General features: G+C 67.9%; 9 protein-coding genes and 1 pseudogene. 6 read left to right on the top strand and 4 right to left on the bottom strand.

Translation table 11 applies throughout. The features are described from left to right. Positions 1-121 precede the first annotated feature (121 nt). The 6 genes from QRN25_RS12595 to QRN25_RS12570 are packed head-to-tail and all read left to right on the top strand — an operon-like array spanning position 122 to position 10,714. On the top strand, positions 122-478 hold the full coding sequence (locus QRN25_RS12595) for a hypothetical protein (protein WP_008831194.1): 357 nt from the start codon (positions 122-124) through the stop codon (positions 476-478). Beyond that, complete coding sequence (locus QRN25_RS12590) at positions 478-1,248, top strand: cellulose synthase operon protein YhjQ/BcsQ (protein WP_271182509.1); 771 nt, start codon at positions 478-480, stop codon at positions 1,246-1,248. Before QRN25_RS12595 ends, QRN25_RS12590 begins: the two co-directional genes overlap by 1 nt. Then, positions 1,245-5,714, top strand: a complete 4,470-nt coding sequence (gene bcsA / locus QRN25_RS12585) for a UDP-forming cellulose synthase catalytic subunit (protein WP_271182508.1) — start codon at positions 1,245-1,247, stop codon at positions 5,712-5,714. The genes QRN25_RS12590 and bcsA overlap by 4 nt, the downstream gene beginning before the upstream one ends. Then, on the top strand, positions 5,711-9,235 hold the full coding sequence (locus tag QRN25_RS12580) for a cellulose biosynthesis protein BcsC (RefSeq protein ID WP_271182507.1): 3,525 nt from the start codon (positions 5,711-5,713) through the stop codon (positions 9,233-9,235). The genes bcsA and QRN25_RS12580 overlap by 4 nt, the downstream gene beginning before the upstream one ends. Beyond that, complete coding sequence (gene bcsD, locus QRN25_RS12575; RefSeq protein ID WP_271182506.1) at positions 9,232-9,693, top strand: cellulose biosynthesis protein BcsD; 462 nt, start codon at positions 9,232-9,234, stop codon at positions 9,691-9,693. The genes QRN25_RS12580 and bcsD overlap by 4 nt, the downstream gene beginning before the upstream one ends. Next, a complete protein-coding gene (locus QRN25_RS12570) occupies positions 9,683-10,714 on the top strand; it encodes a family 8 glycosyl hydrolase (RefSeq protein WP_271182505.1) in 1,032 nt (343 codons plus the stop codon). Before bcsD ends, QRN25_RS12570 begins: the two co-directional genes overlap by 11 nt. A 94-nt stretch (positions 10,715-10,808) precedes the next feature. Here the strand turns inward: QRN25_RS12570 and QRN25_RS12565 are convergent, their stop codons facing one another. The 4 genes and pseudogenes from QRN25_RS12565 to QRN25_RS12550 all read right to left on the bottom strand — a co-directional run bounded on the left by QRN25_RS12565 (position 10,809) and on the right by QRN25_RS12550 (position 16,346). Next, positions 10,809-12,062: an MFS transporter gene (locus QRN25_RS12565; RefSeq protein WP_271182504.1), complete on the bottom strand. Its 1,254-nt coding sequence runs from the start codon at positions 12,060-12,062 to the stop codon at positions 10,809-10,811. 119 nt (positions 12,063-12,181) lie between these two features. Then, positions 12,182-14,014 (bottom strand): annotated as a pseudogene (locus tag QRN25_RS12560) (TonB-dependent receptor domain-containing protein). Positions 14,015-14,257: 243 nt separating this feature from the next. Further along, positions 14,258-15,163, bottom strand: a complete 906-nt coding sequence (locus tag QRN25_RS12555; protein ID WP_271182502.1) for a LysR family transcriptional regulator — start codon at positions 15,161-15,163, stop codon at positions 14,258-14,260. A 70-nt stretch (positions 15,164-15,233) separates the two neighbouring features. Next, positions 15,234-16,346, bottom strand: a complete 1,113-nt coding sequence (locus tag QRN25_RS12550) for an ROK family transcriptional regulator (protein WP_271182501.1) — start codon at positions 16,344-16,346, stop codon at positions 15,234-15,236. Positions 16,347-16,350: the final 4 nt, after the last annotated feature.

The raw sequence follows: 16,350 nt of genomic DNA, 5'->3' as shown, positions 1-16,350 counted from the left end.
TGTTGCCGGAATGGCACCTTTCCCCGCCTTAGAGCCGGGGGAATCGATGATCCGTTAGCTGCGACATACGGTTTCTTAACCATTCTTTGTGCAGAATTTACGTGTTCATACAGGGGTTCTTATGCGCATCGATGCCAGAAATCTGCTCGACCGGCTTGGCAAGAACGACTTCGCCTACAAGGAATTCGAAGATCGTTTCAGCGAACTGGAACTGTGGCCGATCCTCGAAGCACTGCTGCGCGATCCGCGCCTGCAGGCGATCGATCAGTCCGAGGCGACGGTGGCGGCAAAGCCCGAACCCGCTCCCGCCGAAGTGGTCGAGACTTATTCCGGCGAAAGTCTGAGTTCCCTGTTCAGCCGCTATGGCAACGGCCCCGCCGCGAGCATCCCCGCCGATCGGCGCGGGGGTGCGCAGCAGCAGGACGTACGCGCCATGCTCCGCCACTTGTCCGATCTCGGCTCGCAGGGGAAGATCTGATGCCCGTCATCGTAACCCACGGCCTCAAGGGCGGTGCTGGAACCACCTTCATCGCCGCGCATATCGCGATGGCGCTGTCCGAGGCGGGCGCCGACGTCACCGTGCTGACGACCACCCAGCGTGACACCATGCCGCTGCACTTCGGCCTCCAGCCCGCGATGTCGTTGCCCTCGCTGTTCGCGCCGGCAGAGGATGCCGTGCTCGCCGCAGGTATCGACCTGCGCAGCCTGACCACCGCGCCCGAGGACAACGACTTTGTCCCCGCCCTGCGCGACCTCGGCTTCCTCGAAACCGGGCAGGACAAGGTGATGGTCATCGACGTGCCCGCCAGCGAGTTCGCTTTCGCGCGCCGCGTCGTGCCGCACGCCAGCGCCAACGTTTGCGTGATCAACGCCGCGCCCGATACCCTCGCGCTGATGCCGCAGGTGCTGGACGAGGCGAGCCCCGAGAACATCGCTTCGACCAGCTTCGTGATCAACGCTCTGGACGAGACGCGCCGCCTTTCGCGCCACTCTTCGGCGTTCATCCGCGAACTGGTGGGCGCGCGCCTGCTCGGCCGCGTCCGCCTCGACGAATCGGTGCCCGAGGCGATCGCGATGCTCCAGCCGCTCGGCAAGTATGCGCCCTCCAGCGCGGCGCTGGCCGACGTGAAGATGATCGGCACTGCGCTGGTTCCGGCGCTCGAGACTCCCGGGCGCCCGTGGGTGGCGCGTGGTTCCAATCCCGCCGCTTCGTCCCATTCCTCGTCATCTCCGAGCCGCGCCGCATGATCGAGAAACTGGCCGCCCGCGTGCTGGACAACCGGCTCGCCCGCTATGCCTCCGTCGCCGTGATCATCGGGATCGCCGCAGTCGTTATCGGCGTGCCGCTGGACGGCACTGCCCAGTGGGTCTGCGCCGGTGTCACGATGGCGGGCGCTCTGGTGATGCGCCGGATCAAGGGCCGCATGGGCGCGGTCGCGCTCGGCATCCTGGCGGTGCTGGTCTCGACCCGCTACCTGTTCTGGCGCACGACGCAGACGATCGCGTTCAACACCCCGCTCGAATTCCTGTTTGGCGGCGTGCTCTACCTCGCCGAGCTGTATGCCTGGGTCATCCTGCTGCTGGGCTTCCTGCAGACTACCTGGCCGCTCGACCGCCCGGTTATCGAACCCGAGGGCGAGCCCGACACCTGGCCGACCGTCGACATCTACATCCCGACCTATAACGAGAGCCTGGAGATCGTGCGCAATACGGTCTTCGCGGCAATGGACCTCGACTATCCGGTCGACCGCTACCGCGTCTTCATCCTCGACGACGGCAAGCGTCCCGAATTCCGCGCCTTCGCCAAGGAAGCGGGCTGCGGCTACATCACCCGCGACAACAACCTGCACGCCAAGGCGGGCAACCTGAACGCGGCGATGAAGAAGACCGACGGCGAACTGATCGCGATCTTCGACTGCGACCACGTCCCCACTCGCGCCTTCCTGCAGCTGACCGTGGGCTGGTTCCAGCAGGACCCGCGCCTGGCGCTGATCCAGACCCCGCACCACATGTATTCGCCCGATCCGGTCCAGCGCAACCTCGCGCAGACGATGGGCGACATGCCGGGCGAGGGCGACCTCTTCTACGGCCCGGTGCAGGGCGGCAACGACTTGTGGAACGCCACCTTCTTCTGCGGTTCGTGCGCGATCATCCGCCGCGAGGCGCTGATGGAGACCAACGGTTTCGCGGGCGAGACCGTGACCGAGGACGCGCACACCGCGCTCAAGCTGCAGCGCACCGGCTGGAACACCGCGTACATCTCGGCGCGTCTCTCGGCCGGTCTCGCCACCGAGCGCCTCGTCCTCCACGTCGGCCAGCGCATCCGCTGGGCGCGCGGCATGACGCAGATACTGCGCATCGACAATCCGCTGCTCGGCCGCGGCCTCACCTGGCAGCAGCGCCTCTGCTACCTCAACGCGATGATGCACTTCCAGTATCCGGTACCGCGCATCGTGTTCCTGACCAGCCCGCTTGCCTACCTGATCTTCGGCCAGAACATCATCCAGGCGTCCGCCGGGCTGATCTTCGCCTATGCGCTGCCGCACCTGTTCTGCTCGTCGGTTGCCAACGAGAAGACGCAGGGCGGCTGGCGCCGTCCGTACTGGGGCGAAGTCTACGAGACGATCCTGGCCTTCCATCTCGTCAAGCCCACGGTCATGACCTGGTTCCAGCCGCGCAAGGGCAAGTTCAACGTGACCGACAAGGGCTCGCTGCTCGACCAGACGTACTTCGACTGGGCGATCGTCAAGCCGCACCTCATCTGCATCGGCTTCGTGATCCTGGGGATCACCATGGCTGTCGTGAAATGGGCGTTCTTCCCGTACATGTTCAACATCCAGACCGATACGCTGGTGCTGAACGTGGCCTGGGCGCTGTTCTCCCTCGCGATCTTGCTCGCTGCCGTCTCGGTGGCGCGCGAGACCCGGCAGGAGCGCGTGGACATCCGCATCCCGGTGCAGTTGCCGGTCACCGCCTACCTCGCCTCGGGTCACACGGTTCCGGCCGAAACCATCGACATCTCGATGGGCGGCGCGGCGCTGTGTCTGCCGGAAGAGCTGCCGACCAAGGATCGCACCGTCAGCCACATCACCATGGCCATGGGCGACGAGGTGCTCTCGATCCCGGTCACGACGATGCGTACGAACCAGCGCAATTCCTACGTGCGCTTCGAAAAGCTCGACATTCTCGCCGGCCGCCATCTGGTGCGCGCGGTGATGGGCCGCGCCGATGCGTGGCAGCCGTGGGGACCGCCGGCCATGGTCGGCACGGCCCGTTCGTTCGGCGACATTCTCAGGGTGGATATGGTAACGTTGAAGCGCATGCTGCGTCTGAATTTCGCCGAACGCCGCCAGATGAAGGCCGCCAACGGCGCCAAGCGCGCAGCGATGGCCAAGGCGGCGAAGGAAGCCGAGAAGAACGACCCCAAGAATAAGGGCCTGCCGCTCGCCAAGGCGGCGATGCTGGCCGGTGCCGTCGCCCTGGGGGCTGCCGGGCTGCTGTTCGGCACTTCCGAAGTCCACGCCCAGCCGACGGCCAAGGCGCCCGAGACGGCGGCTTCCGCCGCCACTCCGGCTGCCGCCACCAACACCGGCGGCATGAGCGAGCGCCTGACCCTCAAGGACCTGCGCGTCTCCCAGCCGATCCGCCTGCGCGGGACGCAGGGCGAAATGGGCATCCCCTTCGGCATGCGCCAGGACCGCATCGCCACCGGCGCCGTGCTGCGCCTGCAGATGGCCTGGTCGCCCTCGATGCTCGACGACCTCAGCCAGCTGGTGGTCATCGTCAACGGCGAAGTCGCGCAGACGGTGCCGCTGACCCGCGCCAATGCCGCCGGGCAGGTGCTGGAGGTCCCGGTAAACCCTGCGCTGCTGCTGCCGGGTGACAACCAGCTCAACCTGCGCCTGATCGGCCACTATGCGCGCGACTGCGAGGACCCGTTCCATTCCTCGCTGTGGGCGAACATCTCGAACACCCGTTCGTGGTTCGATTTCAGCTACCAGCCGCTGACCTTCGGCCCGGACCTGTCGCGCCTGCCGCTGCCGTTCTTCGACAAGGGCCAGAACGTGCCGCTGCGCATGCCCTTCGTCTTCGCCACGCAGCCGCGCGCCGGTGAACTGCAGGCCGCCGCTGCGACCGCCAGCTGGCTCGGCTCGCTCGCCAGCTATCGCGGCTTCAGCTTCCAGCCGGTCGTCGGCTCGATCCCGCGCGGCAATGCCATCGTGTTCCTCAAGGGCACGCAGGGCATCCCCGGCCTCGACATCGCGCCCGCAGGTGGCCCCGTCGCCGCCGCGTTACGCAACCCCAACGATCCCAACGGCACGCTGCTGGTCATCATGGGCCGCAACGACGAGGACCTGCGCCTCGCCGCCGCTGCCGTCGCGCTCGGTCGCGGCGTGTTCGGCGGCCAGCGCATGAGCTTCGACGGCGTGCGCATCCCGGCATGGCCGCGTTACGGCGCGGTGCGCTGGCTGACCACCGACAAGCCGGTCGAACTCGGCTCGATCATGGAGCCTTACGCGCTGCAGGGTATGGGCATCCCGCCCGGCCCGCTGACCACCCGCTTCCGCGTCGCGCCCGACCTGTTCTTCTGGCCGCGCGAAGGCGGCAAGCTGAACCTCGGCTACCGCTATCCGGTTGCGCAGTGGCTGGACAAGCGTGCCTCGCGCCTCGACGTCTCGATCAACGGCCAGTACCTCAAGACGCTGCCGCTCGGCGCCGCCTGGTGGAGCCAGCTGTTCGGCCCGGCCGGCGCCAAGAGCGCGGATTCCAACGCCACCGTCACGCTGCCGCGCTACAACCTGTTCGGCCAGAACGAGCTGACTTACGACTACAACCTGCTCATCGCCGACAAGAAGAAGTGCACCGGCACCCTGCCGGACAACGTGCGCGTCTCGGTCGACCCGAAGAGCACCATCGACCTCACCAGCGCCTATCACGCGATCATGATGCCTGACCTCGCGACGTTCGCGGGCGCCGGCTTCCCCTTCACCGCCAGCCCCGACCTGGCGCAGACCACCGTGGTCGTCGCGCCGAACCCGTCGATGGCCTCGGTGCAGGCGTTCCTTACCTTGATGGGCCGCTTCGGCGATTCGACGGGCGTTCCGGTGACGGCGGTGACGGTGACCTCCTCGATCGACGGTGACGCGCTGGCCAGCCAGGACGTGCTGGTCATCGGCGGCACCGCTCTGGCCGAGGCGGACATGTTCGCCGATGCGCCGGTGCGCTACGAGAACGGCCGCCTGCGCGTGTCCGAACGCTCCCCGCTGCAGTACGTGACGGCGCTGTTCGGCGGTTCGCAGGAGAACGACCCGATGGCCGCCGCCCCGGTGGTCTACAACGCGCAAGGGTTCTCCGGCATCGTCAGCTTCCAGTCGCCCTACGCCTCGGACCGCACCGTCGTCGCGCTGCTGTCGGACGATGGCGCCGCGCTGCCCGCACTGGTGGACGGCATGGCCGACGTGAAGATCAACGCCGCGATCCAGGGTGACCTTGCCGTCACGCGCGGTGACGGCATGACCAGCTTTGCGCTCTCGAACCGCTACTGGGTCGGCTCGCTGCCGATCTGGATGAAGCTTGCCTACTACGTCAGCCAACGCCCGATGATGCTGGGTGTGTTCACGCTGCTGCTGGCGCTGGCCCTTGCCGGACCTGCCTACATCTTCTTCCGCCGACAGGCCCAGAAGCGCCTCGCGCGCCAGGACGATCACGCATGACGATTTCGCGTACCTCCAAGTTCGGTGTCGCCCTGCTGCTCTCGACCGCGCCTTTGACTCTTGGGGCGCTGCCCGCAGTGGCCGAGGCGCAGAGCGCGGGCGTCGAGGCGCTGGTGAAGCAGGCCCAGTACTGGCGCTCGAAGGGGCGCGAGGATCTCGCCCAGCAGGCGCTGAAGCGCGCCCGCGCGCTTGATCCGAACAACCCGGCGCTCAAGGCTCCAGCACAGGCGCCCAAGCCGGCCGCTCCCAAGCCCGCGCCGAAACCTGTGGCCAAACCCGCTGCGGCGAAGCCTGCACCCGCGCCCAAGGCCGCCCCGGCTCCTGCGCGCGCCGCTGCGCCCAAGCCGACGCCTGCGCCGACCCCGACGCCCGCTCCCGTCTCGGCCGCCGACCGCGCCGGTCGTGCACGTGTCTCGGGCTTCGATGCGCTGAACGACGGCAACCTCGGCTCGGCGGCCTCGCAGTTCCAGCGCGCGCTTGGCGTCAACCGCCGCGATCCCGATGCGCTCGGCGGTCTCGGCCTCGTGCGGCTGCGTGAAGGGCAGTTCGCCGAAGCGGCCAGCCTGCTCGAACAGGCCTCCGCCAACGGCAAGGCCAGCCAGTGGGCTGAGGGCCTGTCCGCTGCGCGCTTCTTCGCCGGGGTGGACGAGACCAAGGGCCTCATCGCCCAGAACCGCCTCGCCGAAGCGCAGAGCCGCGCCGAACAGCTGGCGCGCTCGGGCTACAAGGAACCCGGCCCGGCGCTCGAACTGCTGGCCGACATCTACGAGCGTCAGGGCCGCTATGCCGACGCTGCCGACCTCTACCGTCAGGCCGCGCAGGGCGGCACCGCTGCCGACGACAAGCGCCTGCAATTGCGCGCCGCGCGTGGCCGTGCGCTCGCCGCTGCCGAGCGCGGTGACGACTTCGGCGCCGTGCGCGAATTCCAGCAGGGCCTCGTCATCGACCCCAGCGATCCGTGGATTCGCTACGAATTCGCCCAGTTCCAGATCGAGCGCGGCCGCGTGCCCGAAGCGGAATCGCTGATCCGTTCACTGGCGACCAGCGGCAATGCCGACTCGCTCTATGCCGCCGCGCTGCTCAACAACGACCTCGGCCGGGCGAGCGAGGCCGACCGCCTCATCACCATGATCCCCGAAACGCAGCGCACCGCGCCGATGCGCAACCTTGCGCTGAGCGTGAAGACCGACGCCGCCATCGCCCGCGCCAAGGCCATGGCGGCCAGCGGGCAGGGCGCGCAGGCGGTGGGCGGGCTGCGCCAGCTCGGCGCGATGGCCTCGATCCCCGCGGGCAAGCAGGCCGCCGTCGCCAACGCGCTGTTCGACCTCGGTGATACGCAGGGTGCGGCCGAAGTCGCCGCCAATGCCGCGACGGGACGCATCGACAACATCGCCGATTACGAGGGCCTGATCGGCGTCCTCACCCGCACCGGCCGCAGCGACCTTGCCCAGCAGGCGCTCCAGCGCGCCTCGCAGCTGGCGGGCTCCAGTGCCGAGGGGCAGAAGGCGTACGCTCGCATCAGTGCAGGCATGATGGTCGGGCAGGCCGACGAGGCCCGCATGGGCGGTCGCTATGCCGAGAGCTTCGACATTCTCCAGCAGGCCTATGCCGCCGCGCCGGACAATACCGAGATCATGTCCGGCCTCGCCCGGCTCTACCAGACCGGCGGGATGCCCGCGAAGGCGGCGCAGACCTACCAGCTGGTGCTGGCGCGCAAGCCCAACGACAAGGACGCGCTGCTCGGCCTTGCCGACACCGCACAGGGCGCGGGTGACCGCGACTTGTCGGAACAGGCCCAGAAGCAGGTGCTGCGGCTCTACGGGCAGGACTATCAGGTGCGCATGGGCCTTGCCAACGTCGAGCGCGCACGCGGCAATGATCGTGCTGCCGTGGCGCTGCTCAAGGACGCGCGTGCCCTCTACGCGCGCCAGAGCGGCGGCGTGGCGATGGGCGGCAATCCCTTCGCGGGCATAAGCACCGCAGGCGGCGCGAACCCGTTCCGGAACCAGATGCAGGCCGCACCGCAGCAGGTGAACCCGTTCGCGCTCGGCAGTGGCACGCGCCTTCCGGCCGCTTATCCGCAGCAGGCCCCGCAGAGCGGGTTCGGCTACGCGGCACCCCAGCAGGCAAGCGCTTTCGGCGCCGCGCCGGTCGGGCTTGGAACGGGGCAGAGCGGCTTCGGCGGGTTCGCCGGAGCACAAGCGCCGCAGGCCTACGCGGCGCCGCAGGCAAGCTACTCCGCCCCGGATCGCTACGCCTCGCCCAGCGGCAGCACCGCTCCGGCAGCGGCATGGGCCGCCCCGGCCAGCGCACCGGGCTATGACGGCCCGCAAGTCCCGGTCGCCTACGCCGGCGATCCGGTGATGACGCAGATCCAGTCGCAGATCGACCAGCTGGCGCAGGACACCGGCCCGCGCGTCGACGTCCAGACCGGCTATCGCGGCCGCTCGGGCGAGACGGGCCTCTCCAAGCTCGACGAGATCAAGGGCTCGGCCAAGTTCTCGACCGGCGCCGCCGGTGGCCGCGTCTTCGCCAAGGCCGAGGCCGTGGTGATCGACGCGGGCCGCCCGACCGGCTCGGGCCTCGCGCGTTTCGGTCGCAACGCCACGCCGGAGGCGCAGGGCATCGTTGCGGCGGAGCCGTCCGCACTCGTCAACGCGGATACCCAGAACGGTTCGGGCGTCGCGCTGTCGGCGGGCTATGAGAACGACTGGGTCCAGCTGGAGGGCGGCACCACGCCCATCGGCATGGGCAAGACCAAGTTCGCGGGCCGCGCCGCCGTCACTCCCAAGCTGGGCCAGAACGTGCGCGCCACCGCCTTTGTCGAGCAGAAGCCGGTCACCGACTCCATCGTCTCCTACGCGGGCACTCGTGATCCCGTCACCGGCGAGCGCTGGGGGCAGGTGATGCGCACGGCGGGCGGCCTAGGTTTGAGCTACGACGAGAACGGCTCGGGCGTCTATGCCGAGGCACGCTACTACCGCCTGCGCGGCGAGAACGTGGCGAACAACGATGGTATCGAGGCCAACGTCGGCGGCTATCTGGAAGCCTACAAGGGCCGCAATTCACGCGTCACCGTGGGCCTCAACGTGAACTATCAGGCCTACGACAAGAGCCAGAACTATTTCACGTTCGGCAACGGCGGCTACTTCAGCCCGCAGAACTTCATCTCGGTCGGCTTCCCGGTGAACTACACCATGCAGGACGCGCGCTGGGATGTGGCCGCCTCGTTTACCCCGGGCTTCCAGAGCTACAAGGAAGACCAGACGGCGATCTACCCGACTGACGATACCGCGCAGGCCGAACTCAACGCGCTCAAGGCCGAGAATTCGGACGTGCGTTCCTACTTCGACAGCCTGAGCAAGACCGGCTTCGCGCTTTCGGCGCAAGGGTCGCTCTATTACAAGATCACGCCCAATACCCGCATCGGCGGCGAACTGGGGTACAACACGTTCGGCAGTTATGACGAGTTCCGCTCCATCCTCGGGGTGCGGCAGAGCTTCGGGAGCACTGGTAAATGAAGATGCAGGCCTTTCCCCAGCCCCGCAGCGGGCCTTCGGACAATGCCGTCGGCGGCCTCGCGCTGCTGGCGATCGCCACCGCCTCGGAAGTGTCCGAGGGTATCCCCGAGGAACAGGCGCACGGCTTCTTCCTCGCCATCGGCCGCCGCATGGCCGCGCTGGAACCGCTTGACGGCGTGAACGACGCATCGGTGCTCTGCGCGCGGATCAACGCGTTCTGGCAGGCGCTGGACTGGGGCGAGATCGAACTGGCGGTCGGCCGCGAGGCCATCATCGTGCGCCACCGCGACCTGCCGACCGAGATCTCGCCCGACCGTGCGGGCCACTGGGCACGCATGCTGCTCGGCGTTCTGGAAGGGGCCTACGACAGCTGGTTCCGCGTCCTCGGCAGCGGACCGGCGCTGCGCACCACTGCGGAATGGAAGGGGGAGACGCTCGAGCTTCGTCATGGCCGCTGACTCCATTTTCCGGCCGAAGGTCGATCGTCGCACGTTTTCGCTGGGGGCGCTGATGGCCTTCACTGCCGCCTGCAATACCGCGCCCAGCCAGGGCCGGGCCCAGCAGGTCAACGACCCGCTATGGACCCAGTGGCGCGACCGCTTCGTCGCGCCCGAGGGCCGCGTGGTGGACACCGGAAACGGCCGCATCAGCCACTCCGAGGGCCAGAGCTACGGCATGATCCTGGCCCTGCGCGCCGGGGACCGCGAGGCTTTCGAACGCATCGCCAAGTGGACGCAGGACACCCTGGGGCGCGAGGACATGGCGCTCCATTCGTGGAAGTACGATCCCACGGCGGCGGTGCCCGTCTCCGATCCCAACAATGCGACGGATGGTGATCTCGTCATCGCCTGGGCTCTGGCGCTTGCCGGTCAGCGGTGGAAGCGCTCCGAGTGGAGCGACCGCGCGCGCGAGGTCCGCAAGGCGATCCGCGAGCACTGCGTGATCTCGCGTTTCGGGCGCGAACTGCTGCTGCCCGGCGTCGTCGGGTTCGCGGAAGGGGCGCAAGTCATGCTCAACCCCTCCTACTTCGTGTGGCCCGCGCTCGACCAGTTCGCCAAGGTGGACGGCGCTGCGACCTGGGGCGGTGTGGTCCGCGACTCCGAGGCGATCACGACGCTGGCGCGCTTCGGCATGCATTCCCTGCCGAGCGACTGGGTGGCGGTGAGCGGTTATAATGCCGTCGCCCCTGCGGTCGGCAAGCCGCCGCGCTTCGGCTACGACGCGATCCGTATTCCGCTTTACGCTGCGGTCGGGGGGCGTTCCACTCTGGTGCAGCCGGTGGCGGACTGGTGGCGCTCGCGGATCGCGCAGCACCGCTCGATCCCGGCGTGGGTCGATGTGGTGACCGGCGAGGAGGCGAACTATGCGCTCTCCAGCGGCGGCGCGGCAATCGCGGCGCGGCTGATCGGATCCACTCCACCGGTGGCGCTGGACAGCGATTACTTCAGCGCATCGCTGCAGATGCTGGCGCGGCTGTAATCCGAACGGTCGTCATTGCGAGCGAAGCGAAGCAATCCAGGGCAGCATAAACCGCCCTGGATTGCTTCGCTTCGCTCGCAATGACGAGGTGGGCTCAAACCCGCTCGGCCCGGACCGCCATCAGCCCGAACAGGCTCAGCAACGCTGCGCCGGAAATGTAGAGGCCCACGAACAGCACGCCGCCGCTGTCGGCCAGCCCCTGCGCCACGGCGGGCGCGAAGCCGCCGCCGACGATGCCGCCCACGTTGAACGCGATCGAGGCTCCGGTGTAGCGCACCCGCGCCTTGAACAGCCGGGGTAGCAGCTCGGCGATCGGGCCGTAGACGAGGCCCATGGTGAACAGCGCGACGCACAGGAACAGACCGATCACGAACAGCGATCCGGTCGAGAACATCAGGCCCATCACCGTGCCCAGCAGCACCGCGCAGAAGCACCCGAACATCAGCACCGACCGCGAGGAGCGCCTGTCGGCCGCATAGCCCGCAACGACGATACCGACCGCCATGAACAGGATCGCGAACAACTGTACGCCAAGGAATTGCTGACGGCCGAAGCCCAGCGTCGCAGTGCCGTAGCCCAGTGCGAAGGTGGTCGCGAGATAGTAGAGCGCGAAGCAGGCGATCACCGCGAAAGTGCCCGCCACTGTCTCGCGCATGTGGGTGCGGAACAGCTCGACCACGGGGATGGCGCGGTGGTGGTCGTCTTCCTTTGCGAAGACCGGGCTTTCGGAAAGGCGGAAGCGGATCCACAGGCCGAGGCCGACGAGGACCGCGCTCAGCAGAAAGGGGATGCGCCAGCCCCAGGCGGCGAACTCCGCATCGCTCAGCACCGAACTGATCACGAGGAACAGCCCGTTGGCCGCGAAGAAGCCGACCGGCGCGCCCAGCTGCGGGAACATGCCGAAGCGCGCTTCGTAGCCCTTGGGCGCGCTCTCCACCGCCAGCAGCGCCGCGCCGCCCCACTCGCCGCCAAGGCCCAGGCCCTGGCAGAAGCGCATCAGGCACAGCAGGGCAGGGGCGATCCAGCCCGCGCTTTCATACGTCGGCAGCACGCCGATCAGTACCGTCGCCCCGCCCATCAGCAGCAACGAGGCGACGAGCGTGGACTTGCGTCCCACGCGGTCGCCGAAATGGCCGAACAGCGTCGCCCCCACCGGCCGCGCGATGAAGGCGATGGCGAAGCTGGCATAAGCGGCAAGGTGCTGGACGGTCGCGGACTCGGCCGGGAAGAACAGCGGCCCGAAGACGAGCGCGGCGGCGGTCGCATAGATGTAGAAGTCGTAGAACTCGACGGCGGTGCCCACGAGGCTCGCGGTCAGGACGCGGGCGTTCTGGCGGTAGACGTTCATGCTTCGTGGTGCTCCCCTCGCTCGGCGGTCTCCTCTAGCGGGAGTGAGCGCCGATGACGAGAGGCTTGAACCGATGCCCGCGTGGGATGCGCTGGCGGGCGCAACCCACGCGAACAAGCTCAGAACCGGGCAGTCACGCCCATCCAGATGCGTGCCGGGTCGATCATGTAGCCGGCCTCGTCGTAGTTCAGGCGCTTGTCGAACAGGTTCTGCACGCCGGCATTGAAGATAAACCCGTACGAGAGCTTGTACGACCCGCCCAGATCGACCGTGGTGTAGGATTCGACCACGAGGTTGTTGCCGCTGATCTGCGCCTCGGTCACCGCTTCCTCGCCGCGATAGACGGCGCGGGCATAGAGCGAGAGGCGATTGTCGGGCTTCCAGTTGAGCGACGCGCTCGCCTGCTGCTTGGGTGTGTCGTTCAGGGCCATGCCCGCGCTGGTGCCGGTCAGCTGCTCGGAATCCGTGAGCGTGCCGGTCGCATTGAAACGCAGCGTGCGGGTGAGGTTAAGGTCGATGGTCGCCTCGACGCCGCGCACTTTCGCCTTGTCGATGTTCACGTATGTCGTCGGCGGGCGGCCGATCGAGCTGAGCGGCTCGTCGATGCACCATGCGCCTGCGGATTCGCAGGTGACGCGGGTGATCTTGTCGTTGAAGCGCGTGTCGTAGGCGGTCAGGCTGGCCTGGAAGCCCTTGCCTTCGTACATCGCCACCGCCTCGATCGTGCGTGAGGTTTCGGCTTCGAGGTCCGGGTTGCCGTAGATCGTGCCGCCACGGCTGGACTGGCCCCAGTCAGGCAGGGTCTGGCGCAGGTTCGGAGCGCGGAAGCCCTTGGAATAGCCGCCCTTGAGGGTCAGGCGATCGGTCGAGTTTCACACCAGGTAGGCGCGGGGCGTCCAGTGGACACCGTACTGCTCGTCGTTGTCCATGCGGATGCCGCCGGTCAGGCGCAGGGTGTCCAGGATCGACAGTTCGTTCTCGGCGAACAGCGCCCAGTTGGTGCGGCTGGCGCCGGTGCGGGTCGATCCGTTCAACAGGTTGCCGACCGTGTCGATGAGATCCTCGTTGCGGAAGAAGCCGCCGATGCTGAGCATGTTCGAGGGAAGCGGCACCGACCAGATCGACTGCGCGACGGTGTTCTTGATCCGCTTGGTCGTCTCGAGGTTCTTGGCGTCCTCGTACTGCACGTAGCTTTCCGAGTTCGCGAAGCCCCAGCGGCCGGAGTGCGTCAGGGCGACGACATAGCGCTCCTGGGTCTGCGTATCGAGGGTGCCTTCGGGGACGGTGGCGGTCACTTCCACGGTCTTGCCTGCGGTTGCGGTGACCTTCTGGCTGTAGAAGCCGCCCTCGACGATGAAGTCGTGGTCCGGTCCGGCGGAGAAGCCGATCTTGCCGGCCAGGCTCTCGTCCTTGCGCTCGGGGGTGCCGCCGACGACATGGTCCTCGTTGCGGCGGTTCAGCGATCCCTGAACCTGCAGGCCGATGCCCTTGGTGATCGGGCCGGAGAGGTAGAAGTTGGCGTCGTAGAAATTGCCGTAGTCGTCGCCCAGCTGCATCGTGCCGTTCATACGCACGCTGCCGCGCCAGCTGGTGGCGATGCGGCGGGTGATGACGTTGACGACGCCGCCCATCGCGTCAGAGCCGTAGAGCGAGGACATCGGGCCGCGCACCACCTCGATCCGCTCGATCGATTCCAGCGGAGGCAGCATGCCGCCTTCGGAGGTGTTGCCGCCGTTGGTGCGCGTCTCGCGGCTGCTCAGGCGTTTGCCGTCGACGAGGATCAGCGTGTATTGCGGCGACATGCCGCGGATCGAGATGTCGCGGCTGTTGCCCTCGCCGGGGGTCACGGTGACGCCGGGGATTTCCATCAGCGCGTCGGTGACTTCGCGGTAGGGCAGGCGCTCCAGGTCTTCGCGGGTGATGACGCTGATCGATGCGGGCGCGTCCTTCACTTCCTGCTCGCGGCTGGTCGCGGTAACGACGATGGTGGAGGCGGCAGTGGCGCCTTCCGCATCGTCGGCAGCGAGCGCCGGAACGGTGTAAAGTGCGGTGGCGAGCGTCAGCGCCGCCGCGCTGCCGCGCAGCCTGGATTTGTAGATCACGATACCCCCTAGATGTATGCTAATGCGAATTTATTGCATTAGTGCCATTGGCGGGGAGCACTCCTCGGGCCAACACTCAATATCGGATAGCGATTATTCCGCCGGGGCTGCCTCGCCCTCGCGGCATGCCTCGAGCAGCCGGTCGCGCAGCCATGCGGCGGCAGGGTCGCGGTGGCTGCGCTCGTGCCAGAGCAGCCAGTAGTTCAGGTCCCCGATTACAGCGGGAGCCGGTCTAGTGGCGAGATCGCGCGGGCAACTGCGCATCAGCCGCGAAGGCACGGCCATGACCAAGTCTCCGGCTGCGAGAAGATCGGGCGCGAGGCTGAAGTAGGGGACGCTTGCGACGACCTTGCGCGATCCGGTGCCCAGCAGTGTCGTTACCCGATCCAGCTCCGCATCGCTGACGGTCAGGCCGAGGTGGTCGTGATCGAGGAAATCGTTGATCGGCACCTCGCCTTCGCCTGCCAGCGGATGGTCGGGACGGGTCACGCAAAGGAAATGGTCGCTGAACAGGTGCAGGCGGTGGAGCTGGGAGGGATCGTGCTCCAGCCCGGAAATGGCAAGGTCGATGTCGCCCTGGGCCAGAGAACGGTGCGTGGCATGACCCAGCGGCAGCACGTCGATGGCGATGCCGGGCGCGATTTCGCGAAGCCGGGGTAGGGCTGGCAGAACGACCGCGAGTACGCCGAAATCGGTAGATGCGATACGGAAGCGGCGCTTCACTTGCGCCGGGTCGAAGCGCTTCTCTACCAGCAGGCTGGACGTTTCGGCTACCCAGTCTGCCAGCCTTCCGACGAGTTCGTCGCCGCGCCGGGTCCTGATCATCCCGGCGCCGGAGCGGACCAGCAGCGGATCGTTGAGCGCCCCGCGCAACTTGGACAGCGAACGGCTCACGCTCGGCTGGCTGATGCCGAGCATCAACGCCGTGCCGCTGACGCTCTTGGTCTTGAGCAGCATCGCCAGGACGAGCAGGAGGTTGGGTGACAGGGATGGGATCATATGCGAGGGCTTCGCATTAGCGAAAACCCCGCAATTGCGCCACGATCCTATTCTTACAAAACGTTGCCGCTCAGCTCTGCGCGGAGATCGCGTGGATCGGCAGCAGCGCCGCGCCCAGCGTGACCGGAGACCCGCGCAGCCCGGACACGCGCACGGGCGGGCCGCGCCCGTCCACCGTCGTTACCAGCGAGGCCGCGCGCAGGCGCGAGGCAAGACCCTCCAGCACGTCGCCGGGCACCGCACCCGCCAGCACGATGGCGCCGGGATCGAGCCAGGCGAAGGCGGTGTCGGCGACGACCTCCAACTGCCGCGCGGCGCGGTCCATCCATTGTTCTATCGCGGGGCGCTGGGCTTCGGAGGCAAGGTCGATCTCGCTCACCGAGGTGAGGTCGCAGCCGCTGGCGCGCAAGGTGGAGAGCAGGTCGAGCGGGCTCGGGCGCGGGCGGTCGCCGGGAAACAGGCAGCCGACTTCCCCGGCCACGCCGAACTGGCCGCGCACCAGCCGCCCATCGACGATGACCCCGGCGCCGATCCCGTAGCCGAGCAGCAACACCACCACGGTCGAGAATTCGCGCAGCAGGCCGCCCATGTAGAACTCGGCGATGGCGGCGACGTTGGCGTCGTTCTCCAGCCAGAGCGGCCAGCCCAGTTCGGCGCTCAGGATCTCGCGCAAGGGCGTGCCGCGCCAGCCGGGCATGTCCTCGACCACGCTCCACCGCTCGCCCTCCAGCGAGAGCGCCGGGCCGGGCACCGCCACGCCGATGCCGAGCATGCGCTGGCCGAGCAGGCCGTGCCGGTCGACAAGGTCGTGCGTCACGCGGCGGACGCGCTGCGCGAACTGGCGAGGGTCGATGGGATCGCTGTCTTCGCGGTGGGTGGCGATGGTCTGGCCCGCGAAGTCGACGATGGCGATGTCGAGCAGGCCCTTGTGCGCCGTCGCACCCACCGCATAGCCGCCCGTCGACGCCAGCCGCAGCGGGATCGCCGGGCGTCCGCGCCCCTGTGCGCCGCCCTCCGTCACTTCCTCGACGAGGCCGAGCGTCAGCAGTTCGCGCGAGATGCGGGTGAGGGCGGTGTGGCTGATCTCCAGCCGCTCCGCCAGCGCCGAGCGCGACAGCGCGCCCGCCTTGCGCAGTTCATGAATGATGCGCCGCTGGTCCTTGTCGAATGCGGGAGTGGCCATGGCC

Origin of the sequence: Novosphingobium sp. fls2-241-R2A-195 (genome assembly GCF_030209485.1) — a bacterium.
Lineage (GTDB): Bacteria > Pseudomonadota > Alphaproteobacteria > Sphingomonadales > Sphingomonadaceae > Novosphingobium > Novosphingobium resinovorum.
The sequence above is the reverse complement of the archived record's forward strand: the minus strand, read 5'-3'. Positions and strand labels throughout refer to the sequence as shown.

What these genes read in the sequence shown, in the direction of transcription:
- QRN25_RS12550 (WP_271182501.1), bottom strand. Translation starts at nt 16,346, where the DNA reads ATGGCCACTCCCGCATTCGACAAGGACCAGCGGCGCATCATTCATGAA.
- QRN25_RS12580 (WP_271182507.1), top strand. Translation starts at nt 5,711, where the DNA reads ATGACGATTTCGCGTACCTCCAAGTTCGGTGTCGCCCTGCTGCTCTCG.
- QRN25_RS12555 (WP_271182502.1), bottom strand. Translation starts at nt 15,163, where the DNA reads ATGATCCCATCCCTGTCACCCAACCTCCTGCTCGTCCTGGCGATGCTG.
- QRN25_RS12595 (WP_008831194.1), top strand. Translation starts at nt 122, where the DNA reads ATGCGCATCGATGCCAGAAATCTGCTCGACCGGCTTGGCAAGAACGAC.
- bcsD (WP_271182506.1), top strand. Translation starts at nt 9,232, where the DNA reads ATGAAGATGCAGGCCTTTCCCCAGCCCCGCAGCGGGCCTTCGGACAAT.
- QRN25_RS12565 (WP_271182504.1), bottom strand. Translation starts at nt 12,062, where the DNA reads ATGAACGTCTACCGCCAGAACGCCCGCGTCCTGACCGCGAGCCTCGTG.
- QRN25_RS12570 (WP_271182505.1), top strand. Translation starts at nt 9,683, where the DNA reads ATGGCCGCTGACTCCATTTTCCGGCCGAAGGTCGATCGTCGCACGTTT.
- bcsA (WP_271182508.1), top strand. Translation starts at nt 1,245, where the DNA reads ATGATCGAGAAACTGGCCGCCCGCGTGCTGGACAACCGGCTCGCCCGC.
- QRN25_RS12590 (WP_271182509.1), top strand. Translation starts at nt 478, where the DNA reads ATGCCCGTCATCGTAACCCACGGCCTCAAGGGCGGTGCTGGAACCACC.